At 33.7% G+C, this 23,132-nt stretch carries 24 protein-coding genes; 19 read left to right on the forward strand and 5 right to left on the reverse strand.

Annotated features, from left to right (window positions below):
- Position 1 precedes the first annotated feature (1 nt).
- Positions 2 to 172: an Arc family DNA-binding protein gene (locus FGF67_RS08070; protein WP_139696555.1), complete on the forward strand. Its 171-nt coding sequence runs from the start codon at positions 2 to 4 to the stop codon at positions 170 to 172.
- A gap of 36 nt (positions 173 to 208) precedes the next feature.
- Here the strand turns inward: FGF67_RS08070 and FGF67_RS08075 are convergent, their stop codons facing one another.
- A complete protein-coding gene (locus tag FGF67_RS08075) occupies positions 209 to 1,516 on the reverse strand; it encodes a PDZ domain-containing protein (protein WP_233244037.1) in 1,308 nt (435 codons plus the stop codon).
- A gap of 150 nt (positions 1,517 to 1,666) precedes the next feature.
- Here FGF67_RS08075 and FGF67_RS08080 point away from each other — a divergent pair, with 150 nt between their 5' ends.
- The 4 genes from FGF67_RS08080 (at position 1,667) to FGF67_RS08095 (ending at position 5,270) form a co-directional block, all read left to right on the forward strand.
- Positions 1,667 to 2,857 carry a pyridoxal phosphate-dependent aminotransferase gene (locus FGF67_RS08080; protein ID WP_139696559.1) on the forward strand — a complete coding sequence of 397 codons (1,191 nt, stop codon included), beginning with the start codon at positions 1,667 to 1,669 and terminating at the stop codon, positions 2,855 to 2,857.
- Positions 2,857 to 3,870 (forward strand): UDP-N-acetylmuramate dehydrogenase, encoded by a 1,014-nt coding sequence (gene murB / locus FGF67_RS08085; RefSeq protein ID WP_139696560.1) that lies wholly within the window; start codon positions 2,857 to 2,859, stop codon positions 3,868 to 3,870. Before FGF67_RS08080 ends, murB begins: the two co-directional genes overlap by 1 nt.
- A gap of 68 nt (positions 3,871 to 3,938) precedes the next feature.
- The gene (locus FGF67_RS08090) at positions 3,939 to 4,469 is read left to right on the forward strand and encodes an RNA polymerase sigma factor (RefSeq protein WP_139696562.1); all 531 of its coding nucleotides are present in this window, start codon (positions 3,939 to 3,941) and stop codon (positions 4,467 to 4,469) included.
- Positions 4,470 to 4,481: 12 nt separating this feature from the next.
- Complete coding sequence (locus FGF67_RS08095; protein ID WP_139696565.1) at positions 4,482 to 5,270, forward strand: anti-sigma factor; 789 nt, start codon at positions 4,482 to 4,484, stop codon at positions 5,268 to 5,270.
- Positions 5,271 to 5,345: 75 nt separating this feature from the next.
- On the opposite strand, the gene aqpZ is transcribed toward FGF67_RS08095, so the two are convergent.
- Positions 5,346 to 6,032, reverse strand: a complete 687-nt coding sequence (aqpZ, locus tag FGF67_RS08100) for an aquaporin Z (RefSeq protein WP_139696567.1) — start codon at positions 6,030 to 6,032, stop codon at positions 5,346 to 5,348.
- Between the two features lie 155 nt (positions 6,033 to 6,187).
- Between aqpZ and FGF67_RS08105 the strand changes: the two genes are divergently transcribed.
- The 7 genes from FGF67_RS08105 to FGF67_RS08135 all read left to right on the forward strand — a co-directional run bounded on the left by FGF67_RS08105 (position 6,188) and on the right by FGF67_RS08135 (position 13,480).
- Positions 6,188 to 6,391 (forward strand): membrane or secreted protein, encoded by a 204-nt coding sequence (locus FGF67_RS08105; protein WP_139696568.1) that lies wholly within the window; start codon positions 6,188 to 6,190, stop codon positions 6,389 to 6,391.
- Between the two features lie 7 nt (positions 6,392 to 6,398).
- Positions 6,399 to 7,517: a glycosyltransferase gene (locus FGF67_RS08110; protein WP_199240670.1), complete on the forward strand. Its 1,119-nt coding sequence runs from the start codon at positions 6,399 to 6,401 to the stop codon at positions 7,515 to 7,517.
- Complete coding sequence (locus FGF67_RS08115; protein ID WP_139696570.1) at positions 7,508 to 8,053, forward strand: RNA polymerase sigma factor; 546 nt, start codon at positions 7,508 to 7,510, stop codon at positions 8,051 to 8,053. Before FGF67_RS08110 ends, FGF67_RS08115 begins: the two co-directional genes overlap by 10 nt.
- On the forward strand, positions 8,054 to 9,274 hold the full coding sequence (locus FGF67_RS08120) for an Nramp family divalent metal transporter (RefSeq protein WP_139696572.1): 1,221 nt from the start codon (positions 8,054 to 8,056) through the stop codon (positions 9,272 to 9,274).
- 43 nt (positions 9,275 to 9,317) lie between these two features.
- Complete coding sequence (gene lipA / locus FGF67_RS08125) at positions 9,318 to 10,196, forward strand: lipoyl synthase (protein ID WP_139696574.1); 879 nt, start codon at positions 9,318 to 9,320, stop codon at positions 10,194 to 10,196.
- 2 nt (positions 10,197 to 10,198) lie between these two features.
- Positions 10,199 to 11,215, forward strand: coding sequence for a type I glyceraldehyde-3-phosphate dehydrogenase (gap, locus tag FGF67_RS08130; protein ID WP_139696576.1), 1,017 nt, complete (start codon positions 10,199 to 10,201; stop codon positions 11,213 to 11,215).
- A gap of 66 nt (positions 11,216 to 11,281) precedes the next feature.
- Positions 11,282 to 13,480, forward strand: coding sequence for an ATP-binding protein (locus FGF67_RS08135; protein ID WP_233244038.1), 2,199 nt, complete (start codon positions 11,282 to 11,284; stop codon positions 13,478 to 13,480).
- On the opposite strand, the gene lpxK is transcribed toward FGF67_RS08135, so the two are convergent.
- Entirely contained in the window at positions 13,470 to 14,450 is a 981-nt protein-coding gene (gene lpxK / locus FGF67_RS08140) for a tetraacyldisaccharide 4'-kinase (protein ID WP_317128544.1), read from the reverse strand. The genes FGF67_RS08135 and lpxK overlap by 11 nt on opposite strands.
- 162 nt (positions 14,451 to 14,612) lie before the next feature.
- Between lpxK and FGF67_RS08145 the strand changes: the two genes are divergently transcribed.
- From FGF67_RS08145 to FGF67_RS08160, 4 genes are all read left to right on the forward strand, one after another.
- Positions 14,613 to 15,707 (forward strand): Nif3-like dinuclear metal center hexameric protein, encoded by a 1,095-nt coding sequence (locus tag FGF67_RS08145; RefSeq protein WP_139696582.1) that lies wholly within the window; start codon positions 14,613 to 14,615, stop codon positions 15,705 to 15,707.
- A 3-nt stretch (positions 15,708 to 15,710) separates the two neighbouring features.
- Positions 15,711 to 16,490: a zinc ribbon domain-containing protein gene (locus tag FGF67_RS08150; protein WP_139696584.1), complete on the forward strand. Its 780-nt coding sequence runs from the start codon at positions 15,711 to 15,713 to the stop codon at positions 16,488 to 16,490.
- 260 nt (positions 16,491 to 16,750) lie between these two features.
- Positions 16,751 to 17,407 carry a peptide-methionine (S)-S-oxide reductase MsrA gene (gene msrA / locus FGF67_RS08155; RefSeq protein ID WP_139696586.1) on the forward strand — a complete coding sequence of 219 codons (657 nt, stop codon included), beginning with the start codon at positions 16,751 to 16,753 and terminating at the stop codon, positions 17,405 to 17,407.
- 81 nt (positions 17,408 to 17,488) lie between these two features.
- Complete coding sequence (locus FGF67_RS08160) at positions 17,489 to 18,283, forward strand: cation transporter (protein WP_139696588.1); 795 nt, start codon at positions 17,489 to 17,491, stop codon at positions 18,281 to 18,283.
- Between the two features lie 6 nt (positions 18,284 to 18,289).
- Here the strand turns inward: FGF67_RS08160 and FGF67_RS08165 are convergent, their stop codons facing one another.
- Positions 18,290 to 19,090 carry a class I SAM-dependent methyltransferase gene (locus FGF67_RS08165; RefSeq protein ID WP_139696590.1) on the reverse strand — a complete coding sequence of 267 codons (801 nt, stop codon included), beginning with the start codon at positions 19,088 to 19,090 and terminating at the stop codon, positions 18,290 to 18,292.
- 33 nt (positions 19,091 to 19,123) lie between these two features.
- Here FGF67_RS08165 and FGF67_RS08170 point away from each other — a divergent pair, with 33 nt between their 5' ends.
- Entirely contained in the window at positions 19,124 to 19,771 is a 648-nt protein-coding gene (locus FGF67_RS08170) for a hypothetical protein (protein WP_139696592.1), read from the forward strand.
- A 144-nt stretch (positions 19,772 to 19,915) separates the two neighbouring features.
- Here FGF67_RS08170 and FGF67_RS08175 read toward each other — a convergent pair whose 3' ends face one another.
- Positions 19,916 to 20,335 carry a (4Fe-4S)-binding protein gene (locus FGF67_RS08175; protein ID WP_139696594.1) on the reverse strand — a complete coding sequence of 140 codons (420 nt, stop codon included), beginning with the start codon at positions 20,333 to 20,335 and terminating at the stop codon, positions 19,916 to 19,918.
- A 116-nt stretch (positions 20,336 to 20,451) separates the two neighbouring features.
- Between FGF67_RS08175 and kynU the strand changes: the two genes are divergently transcribed.
- Positions 20,452 to 21,723: a kynureninase gene (kynU, locus tag FGF67_RS08180; protein ID WP_139696596.1), complete on the forward strand. Its 1,272-nt coding sequence runs from the start codon at positions 20,452 to 20,454 to the stop codon at positions 21,721 to 21,723.
- Positions 21,716 to 23,131, forward strand: a complete 1,416-nt coding sequence (locus FGF67_RS08185) for an FAD-dependent oxidoreductase (protein ID WP_139696598.1) — start codon at positions 21,716 to 21,718, stop codon at positions 23,129 to 23,131. The genes kynU and FGF67_RS08185 overlap by 8 nt, the downstream gene beginning before the upstream one ends.
- The last annotated feature ends 1 nt before the right edge of the window (position 23,132 follow it).

Raw genomic sequence — 23,132 nt, forward strand, 5'->3', positions numbered from 1 at the left:
AATGGCTAAAAAGAAAGCATTTGCATTACGTATTAATGAAGACATGCTGAAGGCTATTGAAAAATGGGCTGCGGATGAATTCCGAAGTACCAATGGTCAAATTGAATGGATGCTTAATGAAAGTTTAAAAAAAGCTAAGCGTATACCCTTCAAAAAAAACACCGACGAATAAATCTACTTTTTAAACCTTCCGGAAAATTAGGAATCATTAAAACAATTTTTCTAAATGAAAGCTATAATTCAATATTCGCCCGTCACGTTCAATTTTTAGTTTTATTTTTTTTCCGTCTTCAGCATAAAACTTTTCAATAATTTGCTGTAACGAATACTGGTATGTGCTTTTCCCGTTAATACTTAACAACAGATCATTAATTTGTAAGCCTGCTCGTTGGGCAGGAGAATTTTCACGTAACTCTACAATAACGTAAGCTGGCTTTAAGACAATTTTATAATCTAAATTTCTGTCTAATCTAAAACTATTTTGAGAATCTTCTTGAATTAAATTCTCTTTTTTTCTAGCACTTTTATCTACTTCCTGCACCAGCCTTGAACCTTGATGAGCCAATTCTATTCCACTTCTGTTATAACTAAACTTATCTCTAAAATATTTATTCTTCCTAAGCGTTATTTTTGCATTTTGGTAGTCAAATGTTATATTAAATCGTTTTAAAATATTACCAGCCAAACTCCCGTCTCGATCCTTAATTTTCTGAGCATGAAACACAGACTCGGCATCAGGATAAGACACATTAACATCTTTTAGCTTAAACTTCTTTAAAGACAAAGCCTCTAGTTTCGCTCTTTTTCCATAAACACTCCCTGTTAAGCCATGCCCCAAAAAATCATAAAAAAAATCACTTTCCTTCTTTACCTCAATGGTATCATTTTCAAACAACCATAAGGCATCACTACTTCCCGAATCAATTAATAACTTAACAACAACATTCTGCCGATTTGTATTAACCAAAGCATTGATATAAGGTTTATTGTTATGAAATTCAAGATTTAAAGTTTCACAGTCGCGGCAAGATTTATACGTAAAAACCTCAGGATCTGTAAGCTTTATAGTTTGGGTGGAATAATTGATTTGAACAATTAAATCTTTAAGCAAATCAAAACCAATAATACCATGCACAGGAATGCCTAATCTTGGCGCTAAGTCTAAATTTGTATTAAATATGGCATACAAATCTTGATTTAATTTTACAGCATCTCCAATTTTAAAAACATTGTTTCTGGAGCGCAATGCTTCCACTGATTGTTCACCTCCTAACCCTCTTAAATAAATAGTCTCTGTGTCTTTTATTTCTAAGGTATCAGAAATATTTAAAAAATTAAATATCATGGGTTTAGAAACACCTGTATCGAGTAAAAAAGACAATGTTACGCCATTGACTTCAACAGGAATAACCACTAAATTATTGATAAGTTTAAACTTAACTCTGTCTGAATTTCGTTTATTTTGAATCACAAATCTATCTTGAGAAAACCCTAAATGACTCAAACAAAAAATCATTAAAAAAAAGCAGAGTTTATTTTTCATGAAGTATTCAGATAGTTCGTTATGTATCAATTTACAAATCTTTATTCTTGTGTGCTGAATTAGCCCGTTTTTTTAAAAAAACTTTAAGAATATTTTCTCAACTTTGCAGCCTAAATTGAAAAAATGCCAACGATATCAAAAAAAGGCAAATTAATGCCTGCCTCACCTATTAGAAAGCTTGTTCCTTTTGCGGAACAAGCAATAAAGGCTGGAAAACACATTTATCATTTAAATATAGGCCAACCAGATATAAAAACCCCAGAGGTTGCCTTGCAAGCCGTTAAAGACAATACTATTGAAATTCTTTCTTATTCACGCTCTGAAGGCTCTGAAGCGTATAGAATAAAATTGGCAAAATATTATGCTAAACATGGTATAGATGTATCACATGAAGATATCATTGTAACTACTGGAGCCAGTGAAGCTTTATTATTTCTGTTTAGTAGTATTATGGATCCAGAAGATGAAGTTATCATCTCTGAACCTTTCTATGCCAATTATATTGCGTTTTCAACCGCTACAGGTGTTAATGTTGTTCCTGCAATTTGTAATATTGATGACAATTTTGCGCTACCTTCGGTTGAAACATTTGAAAAATTAATAAGTCCAAAAACCAAGGCTATCTTAATATGCAACCCTGGCAATCCAACTGGTGCTTTGTACAGTAAAGAAGAAATTCATCAGCTAGCTGAACTTGCCTTAAAACACGATTTATTTTTAGTTGCTGATGAAGTGTATCGTGAGTTTATTTATGATGGTGAATCACATTACTCTATCTTACAGGAAAAAGGTATTGAACAACATGCTGTAATGATAGATTCTGTTTCTAAACGTTACAGCATGTGTGGTGCTAGAGTAGGCTGTTTGGTTTCTAAGAATACAACCGTTATGCAAACGGTACTAAAATTTGCTCAAGCTAGGTTGAGTCCACCAAGTTATGCTCAAATAGCTAGCGAAGCCGCTTTAGATACGCCTCAAAGTTACTTTGATAATGTTATAAATGAATATTTAGAACGCAGAAATACCTTAATAGAGGCCCTAAAAAAAATAGATGGTGTAAAAGTAGCTGTTCCTAAAGGAGCGTTTTATTGTATTGCAGAATTACCTATAAAAAACTCAGATGATTTTGCCCAATGGCTACTAGAATCCTTTGACATTGACGGCGAAACTATCATGGTGGCTCCCGCTGGTGGATTTTATTCAACACCAGGCGTTGGGCTAAACCAAATAAGAATTGCCTACGTATTAAATAAAGAAAGCCTCCTAAAAGCTGTTAACATACTGAAAGAAGCCTTAAAAGTGTATCCTAATTAGTGGAAATTAAAACCAACATATCTTTAAAGCCGTTTAATACCTTTGGCATTGATGCGCATGCAAAGTATTTTGCAACTGCCAATACACTTACCGAGCTAAAAACCTATGTTACTGCCCAAGAATACCCAAATAAACTTATTTTAGGAGGAGGCAGTAATATTTTGCTTACCAAAGACTATGACGGATTGGTCATTTTGAACAGATTAAAAGGCATAGAGCTTGTAAATCAAAATGACGATTTTGTTTTTGTAAATGCACAAGCTGGAGAAAATTGGCATGAGTTTGTACTTTGGTGTATTGCAAACCATTATGGAGGCGTTGAAAATTTATCACTAATCCCTGGAAATGTAGGTACGGCGCCTATTCAAAATATTGGCGCTTATGGTGTAGAACTAAAAGATGTTTTTCATTCATGTGAGGCACTTGAAATTAAGACAGGAAAGTTAAACCAATTTACAAATACCCACTGTAATTTTGGCTACAGAAATTCCATTTTTAAAAATGAAGCAAAAGGTCAATTTATTATTACAAGTGTCACTTTTAAACTAACTAGGCAGCATCATAAACTAAGCATCAACTACGGAACAATTATTTCTGAATTAGAAAAACAAGGTATTCAAAACCCAAACATTAAAGATGTTTCTAACGCTGTAATAAGCATTAGAAAAAGTAAATTACCCGATCCGAAATTTATTGGAAATAGTGGAAGTTTTTTTAAAAATCCTGTTATTGAACGAACACATTTTGATAAGCTAGCCAATAATTTTTCAGATATACCGAGTTATCCTGTTTCAGATAACCTAGTAAAAGTTCCCGCTGGATGGCTTATTGAAAAAGCTGGTTTTAAAGGAAAACAATTCAATAATTATGGGGTTCACAAAAACCAAGCCCTTGTTCTTGTTAATTATGGCGGGGCGCAAGGTTCAGATATTTTAAAGCTTGCTCTGTTAATTCAAAAAACAGTAAAACGGCTTTTTAACATTATCATTGAACCTGAAGTTAATATCATATAATCTAAAAAGAAATTTCTACCTTTAGCGTCACGGATTTTTATGACCCTGTTCAATAAATATAACTTACTTTGATTTCACCAATAGAAAAAGAGATTGTTAACTTGTTACAAAATGGTGACAAGAAAGCAGTTAGCTTACTTTATGAAAACTATGCAGATGCCCTATACGGTGTTATTCAAAAAATCATTGCTGATGAAGAAACCGCACAGGATGTACTTCAAGAAACATTCGTGAAAATTTGGCGATATGCCAAAAAATATGATGCAAGCAAAGCCAAACTTTTTACCTGGCTGTACAGAATTGCATACAATACAGCGATAGACAAAGTAAGATCTTTAAAAAATAAAACGGGAAATGAAGTCCAGATTGAAAATTCACCCGTATATAAAATAACATCCAATGAACTTAATCAGGATGTTTTAGATATAAAAAAGCATCTAAACACATTAGATGAAAAGTATCAAATAGTGATTAATGCCCTCTTTTTTGAAGGTATGACGCAGCAGGAAGCTAGCGATGAATTAGATATTCCGTTAGGAACAATAAAATCTAGGTTAAAAATTGGATTGCGTGAATTAAAAAAAATTTACAATCCGTAAAAATATAACGTCATGAATGAAAAAATAAATACATTTTTAAGTTCTGGCCTTTTAGAAAAATATCTATTAGGTGAAACCAATTCTGTAGAGACAGAAATGGTAGAATCTTACATAGCTAGATATCCAGAAGTTGAAAATACATACAACACATTACAACACAACTTAGAAATTGTTGCAAAAAGTAATGCTATTGAAGCGCCCAAACATATTTTGAGTGCTGTTTTAAATGAATTAGATGACACTCCTGTTATTAGTTTAAAGCCTAAAAACAGGTATAAAAAGTGGTATAAATACAGTATTGCCGCTAGTATTACCGCTTTATTATTTGCAGGAACATCTTATATCTTTTATAATCAAAATCAAAAATTATCAAAAGAAAACCAAGTGGTAGTTGATGAATTGTTTGATTTACGAGGTGACATTGAGCAAAATAACAAAATGCTTGACAATGTTATGAGGCAACTTTTAAAGCTTAACAATCCTGAAACTGAAAAGTATATCATAAAAGGTAATGATAGAGCCAAAGATTTAAAAACGGTGGCTTACATTAATGCCAAAGAAAAAACATCTATGATAGATGTTGTATCACTTCCAGATTTACCAAATGAGCAATGTTATCAAATTTGGGCAGAGCTACAAGGTAAAATGGTCAACTTAGGTATTTTAGATAAAGCCGACAGAAAATTACGCAATATTCCTTACATGGAAGATGCCCTTGCTTTAAGTATTACTATTGAGCCAAAAGGAGGAAACACCATTGCCTCTGTTGAAAACTCAGTAGCACAAATTAGTTTACAATAATCCATTGAACTAAATTGTAAAAAGCCTCATTCAAACAAAATGAGGCTTTTTTATTGCGTTTTAGTCTACTTATATTTAAACGTCTTCAAACATTGCTTTATGAATCAAACCTGCTACAACTGCCCCAGCAATAGGAGCTATCCAAAACAACCATAGCTGTCCCAAATACTCTCCACCTGCAAATAACGCCTGGCTAGTTGACCTAGCTGGATTTACAGAGGTATTCGTGATAGGAATACTGATTAAATGAATAAGCGTTAATCCCAAACCTATCGCAATAGGAGCAAATCCTTTAGGGGCTTTACCATGAGTACTTCCCAAAATAATTAACAGAAAAAACATAGTTAATAAAAACTCAGCAATAAAACCAGCTGTCATAGAATAACCATCTGGCGATAAATCGCCATAACCATTGGCAGCAAACCCCCCAATATCAACAAAATCAGATTTATTACTTAAAATTAAAAATAAAGTACCCGCAGCAATTATACCTCCAACTAACTGCGCAACAATATAGCCCAACAAATCTTTAGTATCAAACTTTCCTCCGGCCCATAACCCAAGCGAAACCGCAGGATTAAAATGTCCACCAGAAATATGGCCAACAGCATAGGCCATGGTTAATACAGTTAAACCAAAGGCAAAAGCAACACCAACAAAACCTATTCCTAATTCCGGATAACCTGCCGCAAACACCGCACTACCACAACCTCCAAAAACCAGCCAAAACGTACCAAAGAACTCTGCAAATAATTTTTTCATAATAAAACAATGTTAATAGATTAATATTCTAAATGTACAAATAATTCATTATTAAGACACTATACACATAATTAGTCACTTAAAATTTTGGTTTCAATCTTCCATTTTGTCTGTTGCAAAAACATTATCTTTGCATAAATTTTTATAACGTTCACATGAAACTTCTTTTAATAACAATTGTTCTGTTAGGATTAGGTATAGCTGGTATAGGCATAAAATTATGGGCTAAGAAAGACGGTAAATTTGCTGGTACTTGTGCAAGTCAAAATCCAGTACTTAACAAAGAAGGAGAAGCTTGTGGATTTTGTGGCAAAACTCCCGATCAGTTTAGTGAATGTAACGAACCTAAACATTCATAAATAGTTAATGGAAATTCTTGAAATTGTATGCTACGCATTTATAGCTGTAGTTATTATTCAAGCTCTATTTTATGTTGTTGTTTTTTCAAAACTAGCTTTTTATAAAAAGAAAAAAAAGGCTTTTCAAACTAGTAGTGCTCCCCTATCAGTCATTATTTGTGCAAAAAATGAAGCTGATAACCTAAAAACATTTTTACCTTATATTATTAATCAAGACTATCCAGAATTTGAAATTGTTTTGATTAATGACGCTTCAAATGATGACACGTTTGAGGTCATGGAACACTTTAGCAGTTTACACGCTAATATTAAAGTGGTTAATGTAAAAAGTATTGAAGCATTTTGGGGAAACAAAAAATACGCTTTAACTCTAGGAATTAAAGCAGCTAAATACGATCTTTTTATTTTTACCGATGCTGACTGTAAACCGCTTTCAAAATATTGGTTACAAGACATGGCTGGTCATTTCAGCTCTGAAAAAACCATTGTTTTAGGCTATAGCCCTTACGCAAAAATCAAAAATTCCTTTTTAAACAAACTTATTAGGTTTGAAACATTAATGACCGCTGTTCATTACTTCTCTTTTGCTCTTTCTGGTTTGCCATATATGGGCGTTGGCAGAAACTTAGGCTATACTAAAGACACATTTTTTAAAGCCAACGGATTTATAAATCATATTCAAGTAAAATCTGGAGATGATGACCTTTTTGTAAATCAAGTGGCAAATTCTAAAAATACTGCTATTAGTCTTTCAAAAAAGAGTTTTACAGAATCGAAACCTAAAACAAGTTTTAAAAGTTGGTATAAACAGAAAAGACGTCATGTTTCAACTGCATCTTTTTACAAAACAAATCACAAACTAATTTTAGGCTTATTATACATAACAAATCTGCTTTTTTGGGTTTTATCAATTCTGCTTTTTGCCTTTAATTTTCAATGGCAATTGGTATTGGCCTTATTTCTATTTAGAATGCTATTACAATATATCTTTATAGGAAAATCTTCAAAAAAACTTCTTGAAAAAGATTTGATTCTGCTATTTCCCCTGTTAGAATTTTTTCTTGTTTTTATACAATTAACTATCTTTATCAATAATCTTATTTCAAAACCTAACCATTGGAAATAGACCAAGCCATTAAATTGGCAAAGAATAACGACCAGAAAGCTTTTAATTTTTTACTTGATATGTTTTGGGATGATGTTTATGGCTTTCAGCTAAAACGTACCCAAAATGAAAATGATGCCGAAGACATTACCATTCAAACCTTCTCAAAAGCTTTTGATAAAATTGATACGTTTAATGAAATCTACACCTTTAAAACGTGGTTAATTTCTATATCTAAAAACATTCATATTGATTTATTAAGGAAAGAGAAAAACTCCATTACGCAAGTCATTTCAAATGATGACCAAGAAGTCTTTGAAGTACTAGATGGAGCGCCTTCACCAGAGGACAAGTTAATTACCGAGCAACATCTTGCCAAGTTACTTCGTGATATAAAAAAACTTAAACCACATTATCAAGAAATTATAAACCTAAGGTATTTTCAAGAACTTAGTTACAAAGAAATCGCACAAGAACTTGGCGAACCCATGAACAGTGTAAAGGTTAAATTGCTAAGAGCTAAAAAACTTTTGGCTGAAATCATTCGAAGAAATTAAATGTTCAAACACATAAAAAATCTAGGTCCAGGCTTGCTGTTTGCGGGTGCAGCTATAGGCGTTTCGCATTTGGTGCAATCTACTCGGGCTGGTGCAGATTTTGGTTTAGGACTTATTTGGGCCTTGCTATTGGTTAACGTGTTTAAATATCCTTTCTTTCAGTTTGGTCCTAGATATGCCACTGCAACTGGCGAAAGTTTACTTGATGGCTACAGCAAACTTGGTAAAAGTATTTTGATTGTGTATTTTGTTTTAAATCTTGCTACCATGTTTACCATTCAAGCGGCTGTAACTATAGTCACAGCTGGCTTAGCGTCTTCGTTATTTGGTCATTTTATTAGTCTTGAACTTTGGACGATAATAATCCTTATAATCTGTTTGGTACTTCTCATTTTTGGAAAATACAAATTACTAGACAGATTGATGAAAATAATCATAGTTACCCTAACTATTTCTACCATTGTTACGGTGTCTATGGGCATATCAAATCATGAAAGCTCACTCTCCTTTCAGCAGGTTTTACCTAAAAACAGCATTGAAATTGCCTTTCTCATTGCTTTTATGGGCTGGATGCCAGCACCACTTGATATAGCCGTTTGGCAGTCCTTGTGGTCTGTTGAGAAAAACAAAGAATCTAAAACATATCACACTAAAACAGCTCTTTTTGATTTTAATATTGGCTATTTAGGCACTACACTTTTAGGTATTGGCTTTGTACTTCTTGGAGCTTTGGTTATGTTTAATAGTGGTGAAACCTTTAGTAATTCAGCAAACGTATTTTCTAGTCAGTTAATCAAAATGTACACATTAAATTTAGGAGATTGGGCCTATGTATTTATTGGCATAGCAGCATTTACTACCATGTTTAGCACTACCCTTACAACGCTTGATGCATCACCTAGAGCTATGGCAAAAAGTGCTTCACTACTTTTTAAAAATACTAAAAAACTCAACTATACGTTTTGGATTATGCTCTTAACCATAGGTACCATAGGCATCTTTATGTTTTTAGCTTCTGAAATGGGCTTGTTGATAAAAATAGCAACCATCTTATCATTTGTAACCGCACCATTTTATGCCATAATTAATTACAAACTAATATCTAGTAAGCACACGCCTAAAAAATGGCAACCTTCAAAAATAATGCATGTGTATAGTATACTTGGTATCCTTTTTTTAATCGGATTCAGTCTTTGGTATGTTGTTTCAATAGCAATTTAATTTAGCAGAATACTTTGTATCTTTGCACACTCATTTTATGTCTATGAAAACGAATACAGCTTCAAATATTTTGCCCGAACCTAAAGGAAAGCCCAAATGGTTACGTGTTAAACTTCCAACCGGAAAAAAATACACCGAGCTACGAGGACTAGTTGACAAATACAAATTAAACACCATTTGTACTTCTGGAAGCTGCCCCAATATGGGAGAGTGCTGGGGAGAAGGCACAGCCACGTTTATGATTCTAGGTAATATATGCACCCGATCATGTGGGTTTTGCGGAGTAAAAACAGGACGTCCTGAAACAGTAGATTGGGACGAACCAGAAAAAGTAGCCCGTTCTATAAAATTAATGAATATAAAACATGCTGTTTTAACAAGTGTGGATAGAGATGATTTGAAAGACATGGGCAGTATTATGTGGGCAGAAACCGTTAATGCGGTTAGAAGAATGAATCCTGAAACTACTTTAGAAACGCTCATTCCTGATTTTCAAGGTATAGAACAACATATTGACAGAATTATAGAAGTAGCTCCGGAAGTTGTATCGCATAACATTGAAACCGTAAGACGGTTAACACGAGAAGTTAGAATTCAGGCGCAATACGATAGAAGCTTGGGGGTTTTAAAATATTTAAAACATAAAGGACAGCGTAGAACAAAGTCTGGTATCATGCTTGGTTTAGGAGAAACTCGTGAGGAAGTTATTGAAACGCTACACGACCTTAAAAATAATGATGTTGACGTTGTTACGATTGGTCAATATCTACAACCTAGCAAAAAACACTTACCTGTAAAACAATTTATCAATCCAGATCAATTCAAAGAATATGAAGCTATTGGTTTAGAACTTGGCTTCAGGCATGTTGAAAGTAGTGCTTTGGTAAGATCATCTTACCGTGCTCAAAAACACATTCAATAGCCATGATAAGGATTGCTATTAATGGTTTTGGCAGAATAGGCAGGCGGGTATTTAGGCTACTAGCAAAGCAAAATGATATTCAAGTAGTCGCTATAAATGATTTAGCTGATGCCAAAACACTAAGTCACCTGTTAAAATATGATAGCGTTCATGGTATTTTTAAGTATGACACATCACATGACGCTGAACACATTATTGTTGATGGACGAAGCATTCCCCTTTTAAACCAATCGCATCCAGAAGCTATTGATTGGAACCCTTTTAATATTGACTTTGTTATTGAATGTACGGGAAAATTTAAAACCAGATCATCATTAAAAAGCCATATATACAATGGAGCTAAAAGGGTAATTTTGAGTGTTCCTCCAGTAGAAGATGATATTAAAACCGTAGTATTAGGTGTTAATGACCATATCATTAGCGGTTCAGAATTAATAGTATCAAATGCCTCTTGTACCACCAACAATGCGGCTCCTATGATTGATGTTATGGATAAACTTTGCGGTATTGATCAAGCCTATATTACTACCGTGCACTCCTATACTACTGACCAAAGCCTGCATGATGAACCCCATCGTGATTTACGACGATCTAGAGCTGCCGGACAGTCTATTGTACCTACAACAACTGGAGCTGCAAAAGCCTTGACCAAAATATTTCCTGAACTTTCAAATGCTATTGGGGGTTGTGGTATACGCGTTCCTGTTATAAATGGTTCATTAACAGATATTACATTTAATGTAAAGCAAGAAGTAAGTATTTCAGAAATAAACGAAACCTTTAAACATGCTGCCCTTAACAACTATAAAGGGATTATTGAATACACGTCAGACCCCATTGTTTCTATAGATATTGTTGGAAACACGCACTCCTGTATATTCGATTCTCAAATGACCTCAGTAATAGGAAAGATGGTTAAAATTATTGGCTGGTATGATAATGAAACGGGATACTCAAGCAGAATTATTGACCTAATACGTAATTTGTCGATAAAAAATTACGTTTTATCGATAAAATAATTATATTTGCTTATAATATTAGGTAAAATGTCCCAATTTAAGTGTTACATATATATTATCATCTTCTTGATAAATTTAGGTGCTGTGTCTCAAAACTCCATCAATGATGACCCTGAGATCACACAGAACAGCATTAATCACTGGATTGCTCAATCTGAAGTAGAATTAGAAAACTATAATTATTTTAGCGCTCAAAAAGATTTGGATAAGGCTTTAGCTTTAGCCGAAAAATCAAACAACAAAAAAAGTGCGGGTATTATTTATGCGCTTAAAGGAAAGCTAAAACTAATAACGCAAGAAGAAGATAAGGCTATTAAATTGTTAAACAAAGCCATTGAGATTCAACGCATAATTAATGACAACAAAAATCTAGGAAGCTCTTATAAAATTTTTGCTGATGTTTATTTTGCTAAAGGAGATTTTTACTCTGCTTTAGATTCTTACAGAGCTGCTAAATCAAAATTTGAAGAAGAGGAACTCAATAGAGAGTTGGCCGAAACCCTTTTAAGCGAAGGTAAAACTTATATTCAACTAAGAAACTACCACAAGGCAAGAGACCTCATAGAACAATCTATTGCCGTATCAAAAAAGTACGATTATTATAAAACTGAAAGCGAAGCTTTAGTAAATCATGCTCTAACCTACAGCAAATTAGGAAATCAAGAAAAAGCATTAGCGCTTGCTCTAGAAGGTCTTAATATTGCAAAAACCAACAATTACACCTCAATTATTAATGAAGCCTACTTACTTCTTAGCGAGCTTTATAATGATACTGGAGCTTATAAAGACTCAAGAGATTTCTTAAAAAAGCATATTACACTTTCTGACTCCATTAGAGAATTAACAATAAGTTCTTCAAACAGTCAAGAAACACAATATTTGCTAAATGAGGAAAAAGAAAAAAATCAGGAAATTGTTGAAAAACTAGAAAAAGCGGAAGATGAACAAAATATGAGTACCTTAATTTCTATATTAAGTGTGGCTTTAATTACTATTTTATCTCTTCTTACGCTTTCTCTGTATAAAAACAATAACATTAGACTTAAAACCAATAATATGCTTCACAAAAAAAACAGTGAACTAATTATTGCTAAAGAAAAAGCTGAACTCGCCTCAAAAACAAAAGCCAACTTCTTATCAACAGTAACTCATGAATTAAGAACGCCGCTTTACGCTGTTACTGGATTAAGCAACATGCTTTTAGATGAAAACCCAAGACCTGAGCAAGTGCAACATCTTAAGTCTCTTAAATTTTCTGGTGATTACTTACTTACGTTTATAAATGATATTCTTCAAATCAATAAAATTGAAGCAAATAAAGTTGACATAGAACCTGAAACTTTCAACTTAAAGAAAAAAATCAATAACATTATTCTTGCCTTGAACAACTCGGCTCTTGATAATAATATAAAGATTCACTATGAGTTTGATAAAGAACTCCCAGAAAACTTCATTGCCGATCAATTAAAAATTTCTCAAATACTAATCAACCTTATAGGCAACTCCATCAAGTTTACAAAGGATGGTGATATCTGGATTCGGGTTTATAAAATTGAACAACAAGGCAAAACATATATACTTCGTTTTGAAATAGAAGATAACGGCATTGGTATTAGCCAAGAAAAGCAAGACCATATGTTTGAGAGCTTCTCTCAAGGGTCCATTCAAATCAATAGAAAATATGGCGGAACAGGCTTAGGACTATCTATTGTAAAAGGATTAATTGACATTTTAAAAGGAAAAATTTACGTAAAAAGTGAGCTTGACAAAGGAACTACTTTTTATTTTGAAATACCACTTGAACATACTACCGTTGAAGAAGCTCAAGAAAATGCACCAACATATTTTGATGGCAAATCTGACGATTTAAATCTTACAAATGTTAAAATCCTGGTGGTTGAAGACAATAAAATCAACCAAATGATTACTAAAAAGATTTTAACGAAAATGAATCTGAAATGTGATATTGTTGACAATGGAGAAGCAGCTGTTGAAATGATTAAAGCGAACGCTTACAACATTGTTTTAATGGATATTCATATGCCTGGCATTAGTGGTATAGAAGCCACCAAACAGGTGAGAGAATTTGATAAGAAACTTACTATTTTTGCTTTAACAGCAGTAACCATAGAAGATAAAATGCATGAGTTTGAAGAAGCTGGATTTACTGATATTATTCCTAAACCGTTCAAACAAGAAGAGTTTGAGAAAAAATTATACAATGCCTTAGCTTCAAAAAAAGAAACACCTTCTACTAGCGCTTAATCGCCTTTTCAATTAAAGCATTGAATTTATTTGGATAATCTAATTTTACTTGAATAGGCAAATAATACAGTTTATCCTTTAAAGTTTCATACTGTTTTAAACGCATAAAATCTTTTTCTGTGGTTAAAATCATTTCTTTTTGCTCCAGTAATACTATATCGACTTCAGAAAACTCATGGTGATCTTGAAAATTTAAATGATCAAAATTGAACTGTTTTGCCTTTAAAAATTCAATCAATGACGTTGGATTTGCAATTCCTGTAACCAAAGTAAAACCACTTTTCAAATCGTGTAACGCCATAGATTCACTTACAGAACATATCTGCTCTGCATATGCTATAGAACTAAAAAACACTGCTTGATGAGCTTCTGGCTTTATTTGTTCAATAATACGTTTCTTTTCTAGAGTATTAAGGTCATGAGGACATTTGGTAACAACAATGATTTGAGCCCGTTTGGCTCCACTACGTGGTTCTCTTAAATTTCCAGTAGGCAACAGAATATCTTTAAAATAAGGGGCATTATAAGTAGTTAGCAATATATTTAACCCAGCCTTCACTTTTCTATGCTGAAACGCATCATCAAGTAAAATAACATCAGGATCGTGTTCTTGCAACTGCTCAATACCGTTTTGCCTGTTTGCATCAACCGCTACCAAAACATCTGACTTAAATTTATTGTAAAACTGAAAAGGTTCATCGCCAATAGAGGCCACAGTGCATGTTTCATCAGCTAATTGAAAACCTTTCGTTTTTCGTTTATATCCTCTACTTAATGTCGCTATTTTATACTCATGTTTCAGTAACCGAATCAAATACTCAATCATAGGTGTTTTTCCTGTTCCTCCCACACTCAAGTTACCAACACATACAACAGGTACACTATATGACTTTGACGGTTTCCAACCAAAATCATACAATGTATTTCTTAACCAAGTGACCAAAAAATAAATGGGTACAAATGGTAGCAAGATTTTCCTAATAAAGTTCATGGAAAAGAGATCAATGATTCGCCTAAAAATAAAGTTCGAAATATAACAATTATTCCACCAACGCTCATATTTCAAATGACAGAATTTAATACCTACGCTTGAAAGTATTTATTTTATCTTTGACTATAAAATAGATAGCACATGATTATTCAAGACGTTATAAATCATCTAGAAGAGCTTTCACCACTAAACTATGCTGAAGATTTTGACAATGTAGGACTTCTAGTTGGTGACAAAAACACAAAACTAACGGGAGTTTTAGTAACACTTGACACGCTTGAAGCTGTTATAGATGAGGCTATAAATGAGCAATGCAATCTTATTGTGAGTTTTCATCCTATAATTTTTAAAGGCTTAAAAAAGCTTACTGGAAAAACCTATGTGGAGCGTGTGGTTATGAAAGCTATAAAACACGACATTGCTATTTACAGCATGCACACCGCCTTAGATAATGCCTTTCTTGGTGTAAATGATATGATTTGCAGTCAATTAGAACTAGAAAACAAACAAGTTTTAATTCCTCAAAGTCAAACCATAAAAAAACTAACCACCTATGTACCTAAAAACGAAGCAGGCACCTTAAGAAAAGCCCTTTTTAAAGCAGGAGCGGGAAGCATAGGAAATTATGATGATTGCAGTTTTAATGTAGAAGGTTATGGCACCTTTAAGGGTAATGAAAATTCTAATCCCACAAAAGGAAATCAGGGAGAAATTCACACTGAAGAAGAAACAAAAATAACTATCACTTTTGCTAAACACTTAGAACATCGTGTTTTGAAAGCGCTTTTCAGCACGCACTCATATGAAGAAGTGGCTTATGAAATCATAACCATTGAGAACAAAAATCAGCATATTGGAATGGGCATGGTAGGTTCCTTAAAAACACCCATGGATGAAGCTGGTTTCCTAAACTATTTAAAGTTAAAATTCAGTACACCCTGTGTAAAACATTCGGCTTTTTTAAATAAGCCCATACAAAAAGTTGCTGTTTTAGGCGGTTCGGGTAGTTTTGCTATTAACGCCGCTAAAGCCCATGGTGCAGACGCTTTTGTGACAGCCGATTTAAAATATCATGACTTTTTCACAGCAGAAAATAGTATTCTTTTAGCTGATGTTGGACATTACGAAAGTGAGCAATTCACAAAAAATCTTTTAGTAGCGTATCTTACAAAAAAAATTAGTAATTTTGCAATCATTTTATCAAAGACAAATACCAATCCTGTTAAGTATTTTTAAAGTATGGCTAAAAAGAAAGAAGTAACTGTTGAAGAGCGTTTAAGAGCTTTATACGATTTACAACTCATCGATTCTCGTATAGATGAAATAAGAAATGTTCGTGGAGAACTTCCTTTAGAGGTTCGTGATTTAGAAGATGAAGTTGCTGGACTTAATATTAGATTAGAAAAACTTGTTGCTAATTTAGAAGTTATAGATAACGATATTGCTGGAAAGAAAAATTTAATTGAAGAATCAAAAGCTTTAATTAAAAAGTATGCTGAGCAACAAAAAAATGTTAGAAATAACAGAGAGTATAATTCTTTAACAAAAGAAATTGAATTTCAAGAATTAGAAATCCAATTAGCTGAAAAACACATTAAAGAATTTAAAGCTCAAATAGAGCAAAAAAAGCAGGTTATTGCCGACACTAAAGAACGCTTAAAAGAGCGAGAAAGTCACTTAAAACACAAAAAAGGTGAACTTGACGCCATTTTAGCTGAAACTGAAAAAGAAGAAGAAGCATTAATTCAAAAATCTAACGATTACAAAGAACAAATTGAAGATCGTTTGGTAGCAGCTTACACCAGAATAAGAAATAATGTAAAAAATGGGTTGGCGGTTGTGCCTATTGAAAGAGGTGCTTCTGGAGGTTCGTTCTTTACCATACCACCACAAGTGCAGGTTGAAATAGCTTCGCGCAAAAAAGTTATTACAGATGAGCATAGTGGCAGAATTTTAGTTGACCCTGTTTTAGCTGAAGAACAAAAAGCAAAAATGGAAAAACTGTTTTCAAAAATATAGTTTATTTTAAACACAAAATATTTAAAACCTCCTAAATTTGGAGGTTTTTTTATACTCTTAGTTAAGGTATTACCTCAAAATAAAATAAGGTAAGCCTTATTTTTAATTTGTGCTACTAATGCTACCTACTTAAAAAATATCTCAATACCCCTAAGGCATCAGCATTAATGTTCCAACTAAAATATACATAACATAAAACTATTTTTTTAAATAGTTTTAAGGATTTAATTTTCCATACGTCTATTATATAAACAACTACTATGAAACATTTAATCTCTTTTTTTACATTGGTTCTATTTTGTAGCTGCCAAAACAATGCTCAAACTAACAAAACACAAGAGGCAGTAATACAAGCCAACCCTGTTGAAGTTCCTGTGGAACACGGCAAAGCAAAGGCCTATTTTGCCAGCGGGTGTTTTTGGTGTGTTGAAGTTATTTATGAAAGCGTAAAAGGTGTTGAAGAAAGTATTTCTGGGTATTCTGGCGGACACACTAAAAATCCTACTTACGAAGCTAGCAACACAGGAAAAACAGGTCATGCTGAAGCTGTTGAAATTATATACGACCCTAAAATAGTGAGTTTTGAAACCCTTGTTGATGTTTATTTTACCTCACAAAATATCACACAGGTAAACGGTCAGGGTAATGATAAAGGCTCTCAATACCGCTCCATCATCTTCTATCAAAATGAGGCGCAAAAACAAATTATTCTTAAAAAGAAAACGGAGTTAGAACAACAATTAAAAATTAAAGTAGCAGCTGAAGTGTATCCATTTCAGAAATTTTGGATTGCTGAAGATTATCATCAAGATTATGAAAAAAAGCACCCCAATCATCCTTACATTCAAAATGTATCTATTCCCAGACTAAATAGATTTAAATCAAAAATGCCTCATGTTTTGAAAGACAATCATTAAACAAACCTGCTACTGCTTGACTTAATTTAGAATTTCGACTAGATTTGTCTGCGTTATAATTGCAAAACATAAATGAATTGCATGTATAAAACAGTATTTGAAATTACCAAAATGGATTGTCCTTCTGAAGAGAACCTCATCCGAATGAAATTAGATGATATTGCAAATATTGCACATTTAGACTTTGACATCCCCAACCGCAAACTAACCGTTTACCATCATGATTTAACTGATGTAATTGAAACATCTATTCTTGAACTCAACTTGGGAGGAAAGAAAATCTCAACAGTCTTATCAAATCAGACCTCATTTACAGAAAGTGCAAATCAAAAAAAATTACTTTGGTGGGTGCTTACCATAAACGTCATGTTTTTTATTATTGAAATGATGACTGGAGTTATTTCAAAGTCAATGGGACTTGTGGCTGATAGTTTAGATATGTTGGCCGATAGTTTTGTCTACGGTATTAGCTTATTGGCTGTTGGTGGCACTATGATTAGAAAAAAAAGAATTGCAAAACTTGCTGGTTATTTTCAAATAGTATTAGCGTTGATAGGCTTTCTTGAAGTTGTGAGACGCTTTTTGGGATCAGAGCAACTCCCTCAATTTTCAACCATGATTATTGTATCTATTTTAGCGCTTTTTGCCAATGGTTTATGCTTAATTATTTTACAAAAATCAAAAAGCAAAGACGAAGCTCATATGAAAGCCAGCATGATCTTTACCTCTAATGATATCATTATTAATCTCGGCGTTATTCTTGCAGGCATCTTAGTGAATTGGCTTAATTCAAATAAGCCCGATTTAATTATAGGTACCATTGTTTTTGTTTTGGTCATTCAAGGAGCCTTTAGAATTTTAAAACTGAGTAAATAATTCTCTTTACGGTTTTGTTGCTTTTAGTGTAAAAATTAACGGGTATAACTTATCTTTTGTAGCATACATACCCGATGTAGTCTCCACCAAATTTGGCAAAACGTTATAAGGGCTTTCATCAAATTCGCGCAAATAATCTATATGTAAACCTGCTTCGGTAAGTGCTGAAACCACCTCTCCTAGTCCATGATTCCATCCATACTCTTTACTTACTATATTCGAACTTTTATCAGCATAAGTTCCCTCATACTCTTCATAAATAACATCTTTCTGCATATAACCAAATCGCATATAGGGCATATCTTCCAAATAATCAAACATCCAAACAATAGGATGAAACTCGGCTATAAAAAACGTACCGCCTTGATTTAACCGCTCTGCAATCATCTTACCCCATGGTTTTAAATCTGGCAACCAACCTATCACACCATAGCTAGTAAAAACAATATCGAAAGTTTTGTTTATAATTTTAGAAGCATCTAAAACATTACAGCATTCAAACTGTGCATCTAAATGTAGTTCATCGTTTAATTTTCTGGCCAGCTTGATACCCTCATCACTCAAATCTACACCTGTACACTGGGCTCCCATCCTACTCCAACTCAATGTATCCTGACCAAAATGACACTGCAAATGCAACAATGATTTTCCTGACACATTTCCTAAAGCCTCAAGTTCATAACGCTTTAACGAGGAATTCCCTTTTTTAAAACCTTCTAAATCATACAACGTACTTTTTGCATGAACAGCAACTTTTTTGTTCCATGTATCCCTATTCGTGTCAAAATAAATTTTATCTAGAGCCATATTCAAAAGGTTATCTTTGCAAAAACTAAATGTATGAAAAACTTTATTTATTGTGTTGGTATTTTAATCTTTAGCTTGTCTTGTCAGGAGACTACCAAAAAAAAATTAACGCCAACAACATTAACAGTAGCGGAAAAAATAGCTAAAGCCCATGGTTATGATCACTGGAAACATGTGATTGAGGTTAACTTTACCTTCGCAGGGAAAAGGCAATGGCAGTGGCAACCAAAAACCAATAATGTTACCTTGATAACCGAACAAGATACCATCTCTTATAACAGAAATACCTTAGACTCCACAGTTATAAAATTTGACAGAGCTTTTATAAATGATAAATTTTGGTTGTTTATTCCTTTTCAACTTGTTTGGGATAAAGGCACCTCTATTTCTGACCCTGAAAAAGTTAAATCGCCCATAAAAGGTATTGACTCACACAAAATCACCCTAACCTATGGTAGTCAAGGAGGCTATACACCTGGAGACGCCTATGATATTTATTATGATGAGAACTTTATTATAACAGAATGGGCTTTTAGAAAAGGAAATAAACCAACAGCAGGATTAATCAATACTTTTGAAAACTATCATGACTATAACGGATTAAAACTAGCATCAAGTCATAAAAAATCCTCTGGAGATTGGGATTTACAACTGACCAACATCTCTATTAAATTTCAATAAATTTTATATTTTTTTAACATTTATAAAACATCTTAAACCTTCAATGGTAACGTAAATAAAGTATAGTTGATTATTCCGCGTTATGCGTCTATATATATCAAAGCGCTTGATCCATAGGTTTAAGCGCTTTTTCATTACTAGAATTTACCCTTTAAAATCTATTTTCACATGTGAACCATCACAATAAGGTTTATTATTGGAACCACCACACCTACAAAATGCCGTTGTTTTACTTTTTAAATCTGTGGTTCCGTCCTTATGCACCACTTTCAACGCACCAAATACCAACAAAGGCCCTTTTTCTAACACTTCTACCTTTGTCTTTATGTCAGCAGATACCTTTTTAACTTCTGCATTCATATAAAAACTCAAGGCTCCAGATGGACATTGATTTACCTGATTTATTAATTCTTGCGTTGTCGCTTTATCAATGCGTAACCACGGCCTAACTCTAGGTCTAAATACCTGAGGTAGTCCTTTAACACATATGCCTGAATGAATACAAGATTCTGGTTTCCAAACAATAGTTACTTCCCCATTGGTATATTCTTTTGTTTTAGCCATAACGTTTGTTTTTACTAAAGATACAAAAAAATAAAGCTGAAAGTATTCTATCATGAGCCCCTTCATACCTTAGCAGATAATTCTTATTTTTGTTAGAAACCCAAAAACAAACAACGTTGTCCAACTATAAACTAGGTCTTGATTACGCCTTAGCACTAGACCAAAATGACACTTTAAGAGCCTATAGAAATCGCTTTTATATTCCGAAAGACAAAAACGGAAAGGATCTCATTTATATGACAGGAAACTCTCTGGGACTTCAACCAAAGTCAACAAAAATATTGGTACAGCAAGAATTAGACGATTGGGCTAACTTGGGTGTTGAGGGACATTTTGAGGCTAAAAACCCATGGCTAAACTATCATGAATATTTAACCGATAATATGGCGCAGATTGTTGGTGCCAAACCCATTGAAGTTGTAGTAATGAATACCCTTACTACCAACCTTCACCTCATGATGGTCTCCTTTTATCAACCCACCAAATCACGGTATAAAATCCTTATTGAAAGCGATGCCTTTCCCTCAGATAAATACGCCGTAGAGTCTCAGTTGCGTCATCATGGGTTTGATGATAAAGAGGGGCTTGTACTTTGGAAACCCCGAGTGAATGAAGAACTATTACATTGTGATGATTTAGAAACCATACTGAACGAACAAGGCGATGAGATTGCTTTGATTCTAATTGGTGCGGTTAATTATTATACAGGGCAGTTTTTTGATTTAAAACGCATCACACAATTGGGTCATAAACATAGCTGTAAAGTAGGTTTTGATTGTGCTCATGGCGCTGGAAACGTTACTCTAAATTTACATGATTCTGGTGCCGATTTTGCCGTTTGGTGCACTTATAAGTATTTAAACTCTGGCCCAGGAAGCCTGGCTGGATGCTTTGTTCATGAGCGACATGCCTATAAAAAAGATTTGAACAGATTTACAGGTTGGTGGAGTCATAATAAAGAAACACGTTTTAAAATGCGGGATGCATTTGATCAGCTACCTGGAGCTGAAGGTTGGCAACTTAGCAATCCGCCTATATTATCGCTTGCCGCCATAAAAGCATCATTAGACATATTTGCTGAAGTGGACATGGAACAACTTACTAAAAAATCTGAAAAACTTACGGGTTACTTTGAGTTTCTTTTAAAGACTTTAGGAGAAGACACTATAAAAATAATAACGCCTAGTGCTCCTAATGAACGTGGATGCCAGTTATCTATTCAGGTAAAAAATGCAGATAAATTGCTACATAACAAGCTTGCCAAAATGGGTGTTGTTACTGATTGGAGAGAACCTGATGTTATTAGATGTGCTCCTACTCCCTTTTATAATTCCTTTGAAGATGTTTACAAACTGGTAGAAACCCTCAAAAGTATTTTAGATGAATAAACAACAAAACATACTTATCATTGGAGCCGGACTATGTGGCAGCTTACTTGCTTTAAGGCTCGCCCAAAGAGGTTATAATGTTTCCATTTATGAAAAACGACCAGATTTGCGTAAGGTAAAAATGAGTGCTGGTCGTTCTATAAATTTGGCATTTTCTAATCGAGGTAATAAAGGCATCAAACTGGTTGAGTTAGAAGAAAAAATTAAAGCCCTTTGTATTCCTATGAAAGGCCGCATGATTCATGACGCTCATGGCAATACATTTCAATCAAATTATAGTGGTAAATCACATGAATTTATCAATTCTATATCAAGACGCGATTTAAATGTTTTACTACTTGACGAAGCCGAAAAACATGAAAACGTAAATATTTATTTCAATAAAAAATGTAAATCGGTTAATTTTGAAAAAACCACAGCGCTCTTTAAAGATTATTCCACACAAACAGAGTTTGTTGAAGATGCTGACGTTATTATCGCTACAGACGGCGCAGGTTCGGCTATGAGAAAAAGCTACTATTTAGAAAAAAAATTCCTTTTTAGCTTTTCTCAAAATTACCTTAGCCATGGGTATAAAGAACTTAGCATATTGCCTAAAACACCAGGCGAATATCAGTTAGAAAAAAATGCGCTTCATATTTGGCCACGCGGTGATTTTATGCTCATTGCCTTACCTAATTTAGACGGAAGCTTTACCGTAACTCTATTTTTAAGCTATCATGACGGTAAATACAACTTTAATAATCTTGCGGAAGAAAATGATGTTTTAGAGTTTTTTCAAAACGAATTTCCAGATGCTTTAGCGATTATGCCTAATCTGTTAGGCGATTTTTTTAAGAATCCCACGTCGCCTCTTGGTACTATAAAGTGTACACCATGGCATTATAAAGGCAACACCCTTTTAATGGGTGATGCAGCCCATGCTATTGTGCCTTTTTATGGGCAAGGCATGAATGCTTCTTTTGAGGATGTTGTTGAACTTGACAACATTCTTGATAAAAATTTGAGCACATGGGAAGAGGTTTTTCAAACCTATGAACACCAAAGAAAGCAAGACACCGATGCTATTGCCGATTTAGCAGTTGATAATTTTCATGAAATGAAAGACCATGTAGCGAACCCTATATTTCAAGAAAAACGTAAATTAGAGATGGCTTTTGAGCAACATTTTCCTGATGCTTACGCTTCAAAATATGCCTTGGTCACCTTTAACGAAAACATGGGCTATCATGAGGCTATGCTAAAAGGAAGAGCCCAAGATAAAGCTATTTTAAATTTATTAAACGATGGTGTTATTGCGTACCCAAACACCGTTAATTTAAAAACGTTAAAACCCATCCTAGAGAAAGTAAAAACAGAAACCAATGCCATTCTTGACGACAATAGAATTGCTGGATTAAACTATTAAC

It is taken from the genome of Allotamlana fucoidanivorans, from assembly GCF_006265225.1.
Classification (GTDB): domain Bacteria; phylum Bacteroidota; class Bacteroidia; order Flavobacteriales; family Flavobacteriaceae; genus Allotamlana; species Allotamlana fucoidanivorans.

Excerpts from the sequence above, each read along its gene's own strand:
- FGF67_RS08070 (WP_139696555.1), top strand. The coding sequence starts at position 2 with ATGGCTAAAAAGAAAGCATTTGCATTACGTATTAATGAAGACATGCTG.
- FGF67_RS08075 (WP_233244037.1), bottom strand. The coding sequence starts at position 1,516 with ATGATTTTTTGTTTGAGTCATTTAGGGTTTTCTCAAGATAGATTTGTG.
- FGF67_RS08080 (WP_139696559.1), top strand. The coding sequence starts at position 1,667 with ATGCCAACGATATCAAAAAAAGGCAAATTAATGCCTGCCTCACCTATT.
- FGF67_RS08095 (WP_139696565.1), top strand. The coding sequence starts at position 4,482 with ATGAATGAAAAAATAAATACATTTTTAAGTTCTGGCCTTTTAGAAAAA.
- aqpZ (WP_139696567.1), bottom strand. The coding sequence starts at position 6,032 with ATGAAAAAATTATTTGCAGAGTTCTTTGGTACGTTTTGGCTGGTTTTT.
- FGF67_RS08105 (WP_139696568.1), top strand. The coding sequence starts at position 6,188 with ATGAAACTTCTTTTAATAACAATTGTTCTGTTAGGATTAGGTATAGCT.
- FGF67_RS08110 (WP_199240670.1), top strand. The coding sequence starts at position 6,399 with ATGGAAATTCTTGAAATTGTATGCTACGCATTTATAGCTGTAGTTATT.
- FGF67_RS08120 (WP_139696572.1), top strand. The coding sequence starts at position 8,054 with ATGTTCAAACACATAAAAAATCTAGGTCCAGGCTTGCTGTTTGCGGGT.
- lipA (WP_139696574.1), top strand. The coding sequence starts at position 9,318 with ATGAAAACGAATACAGCTTCAAATATTTTGCCCGAACCTAAAGGAAAG.
- gap (WP_139696576.1), top strand. The coding sequence starts at position 10,199 with ATGATAAGGATTGCTATTAATGGTTTTGGCAGAATAGGCAGGCGGGTA.
- FGF67_RS08145 (WP_139696582.1), top strand. The coding sequence starts at position 14,613 with ATGATTATTCAAGACGTTATAAATCATCTAGAAGAGCTTTCACCACTA.
- FGF67_RS08150 (WP_139696584.1), top strand. The coding sequence starts at position 15,711 with ATGGCTAAAAAGAAAGAAGTAACTGTTGAAGAGCGTTTAAGAGCTTTA.
- msrA (WP_139696586.1), top strand. The coding sequence starts at position 16,751 with ATGAAACATTTAATCTCTTTTTTTACATTGGTTCTATTTTGTAGCTGC.
- FGF67_RS08160 (WP_139696588.1), top strand. The coding sequence starts at position 17,489 with ATGTATAAAACAGTATTTGAAATTACCAAAATGGATTGTCCTTCTGAA.
- FGF67_RS08165 (WP_139696590.1), bottom strand. The coding sequence starts at position 19,090 with ATGGCTCTAGATAAAATTTATTTTGACACGAATAGGGATACATGGAAC.
- FGF67_RS08170 (WP_139696592.1), top strand. The coding sequence starts at position 19,124 with ATGAAAAACTTTATTTATTGTGTTGGTATTTTAATCTTTAGCTTGTCT.
- FGF67_RS08175 (WP_139696594.1), bottom strand. The coding sequence starts at position 20,335 with ATGGCTAAAACAAAAGAATATACCAATGGGGAAGTAACTATTGTTTGG.
- FGF67_RS08185 (WP_139696598.1), top strand. The coding sequence starts at position 21,716 with ATGAATAAACAACAAAACATACTTATCATTGGAGCCGGACTATGTGGC.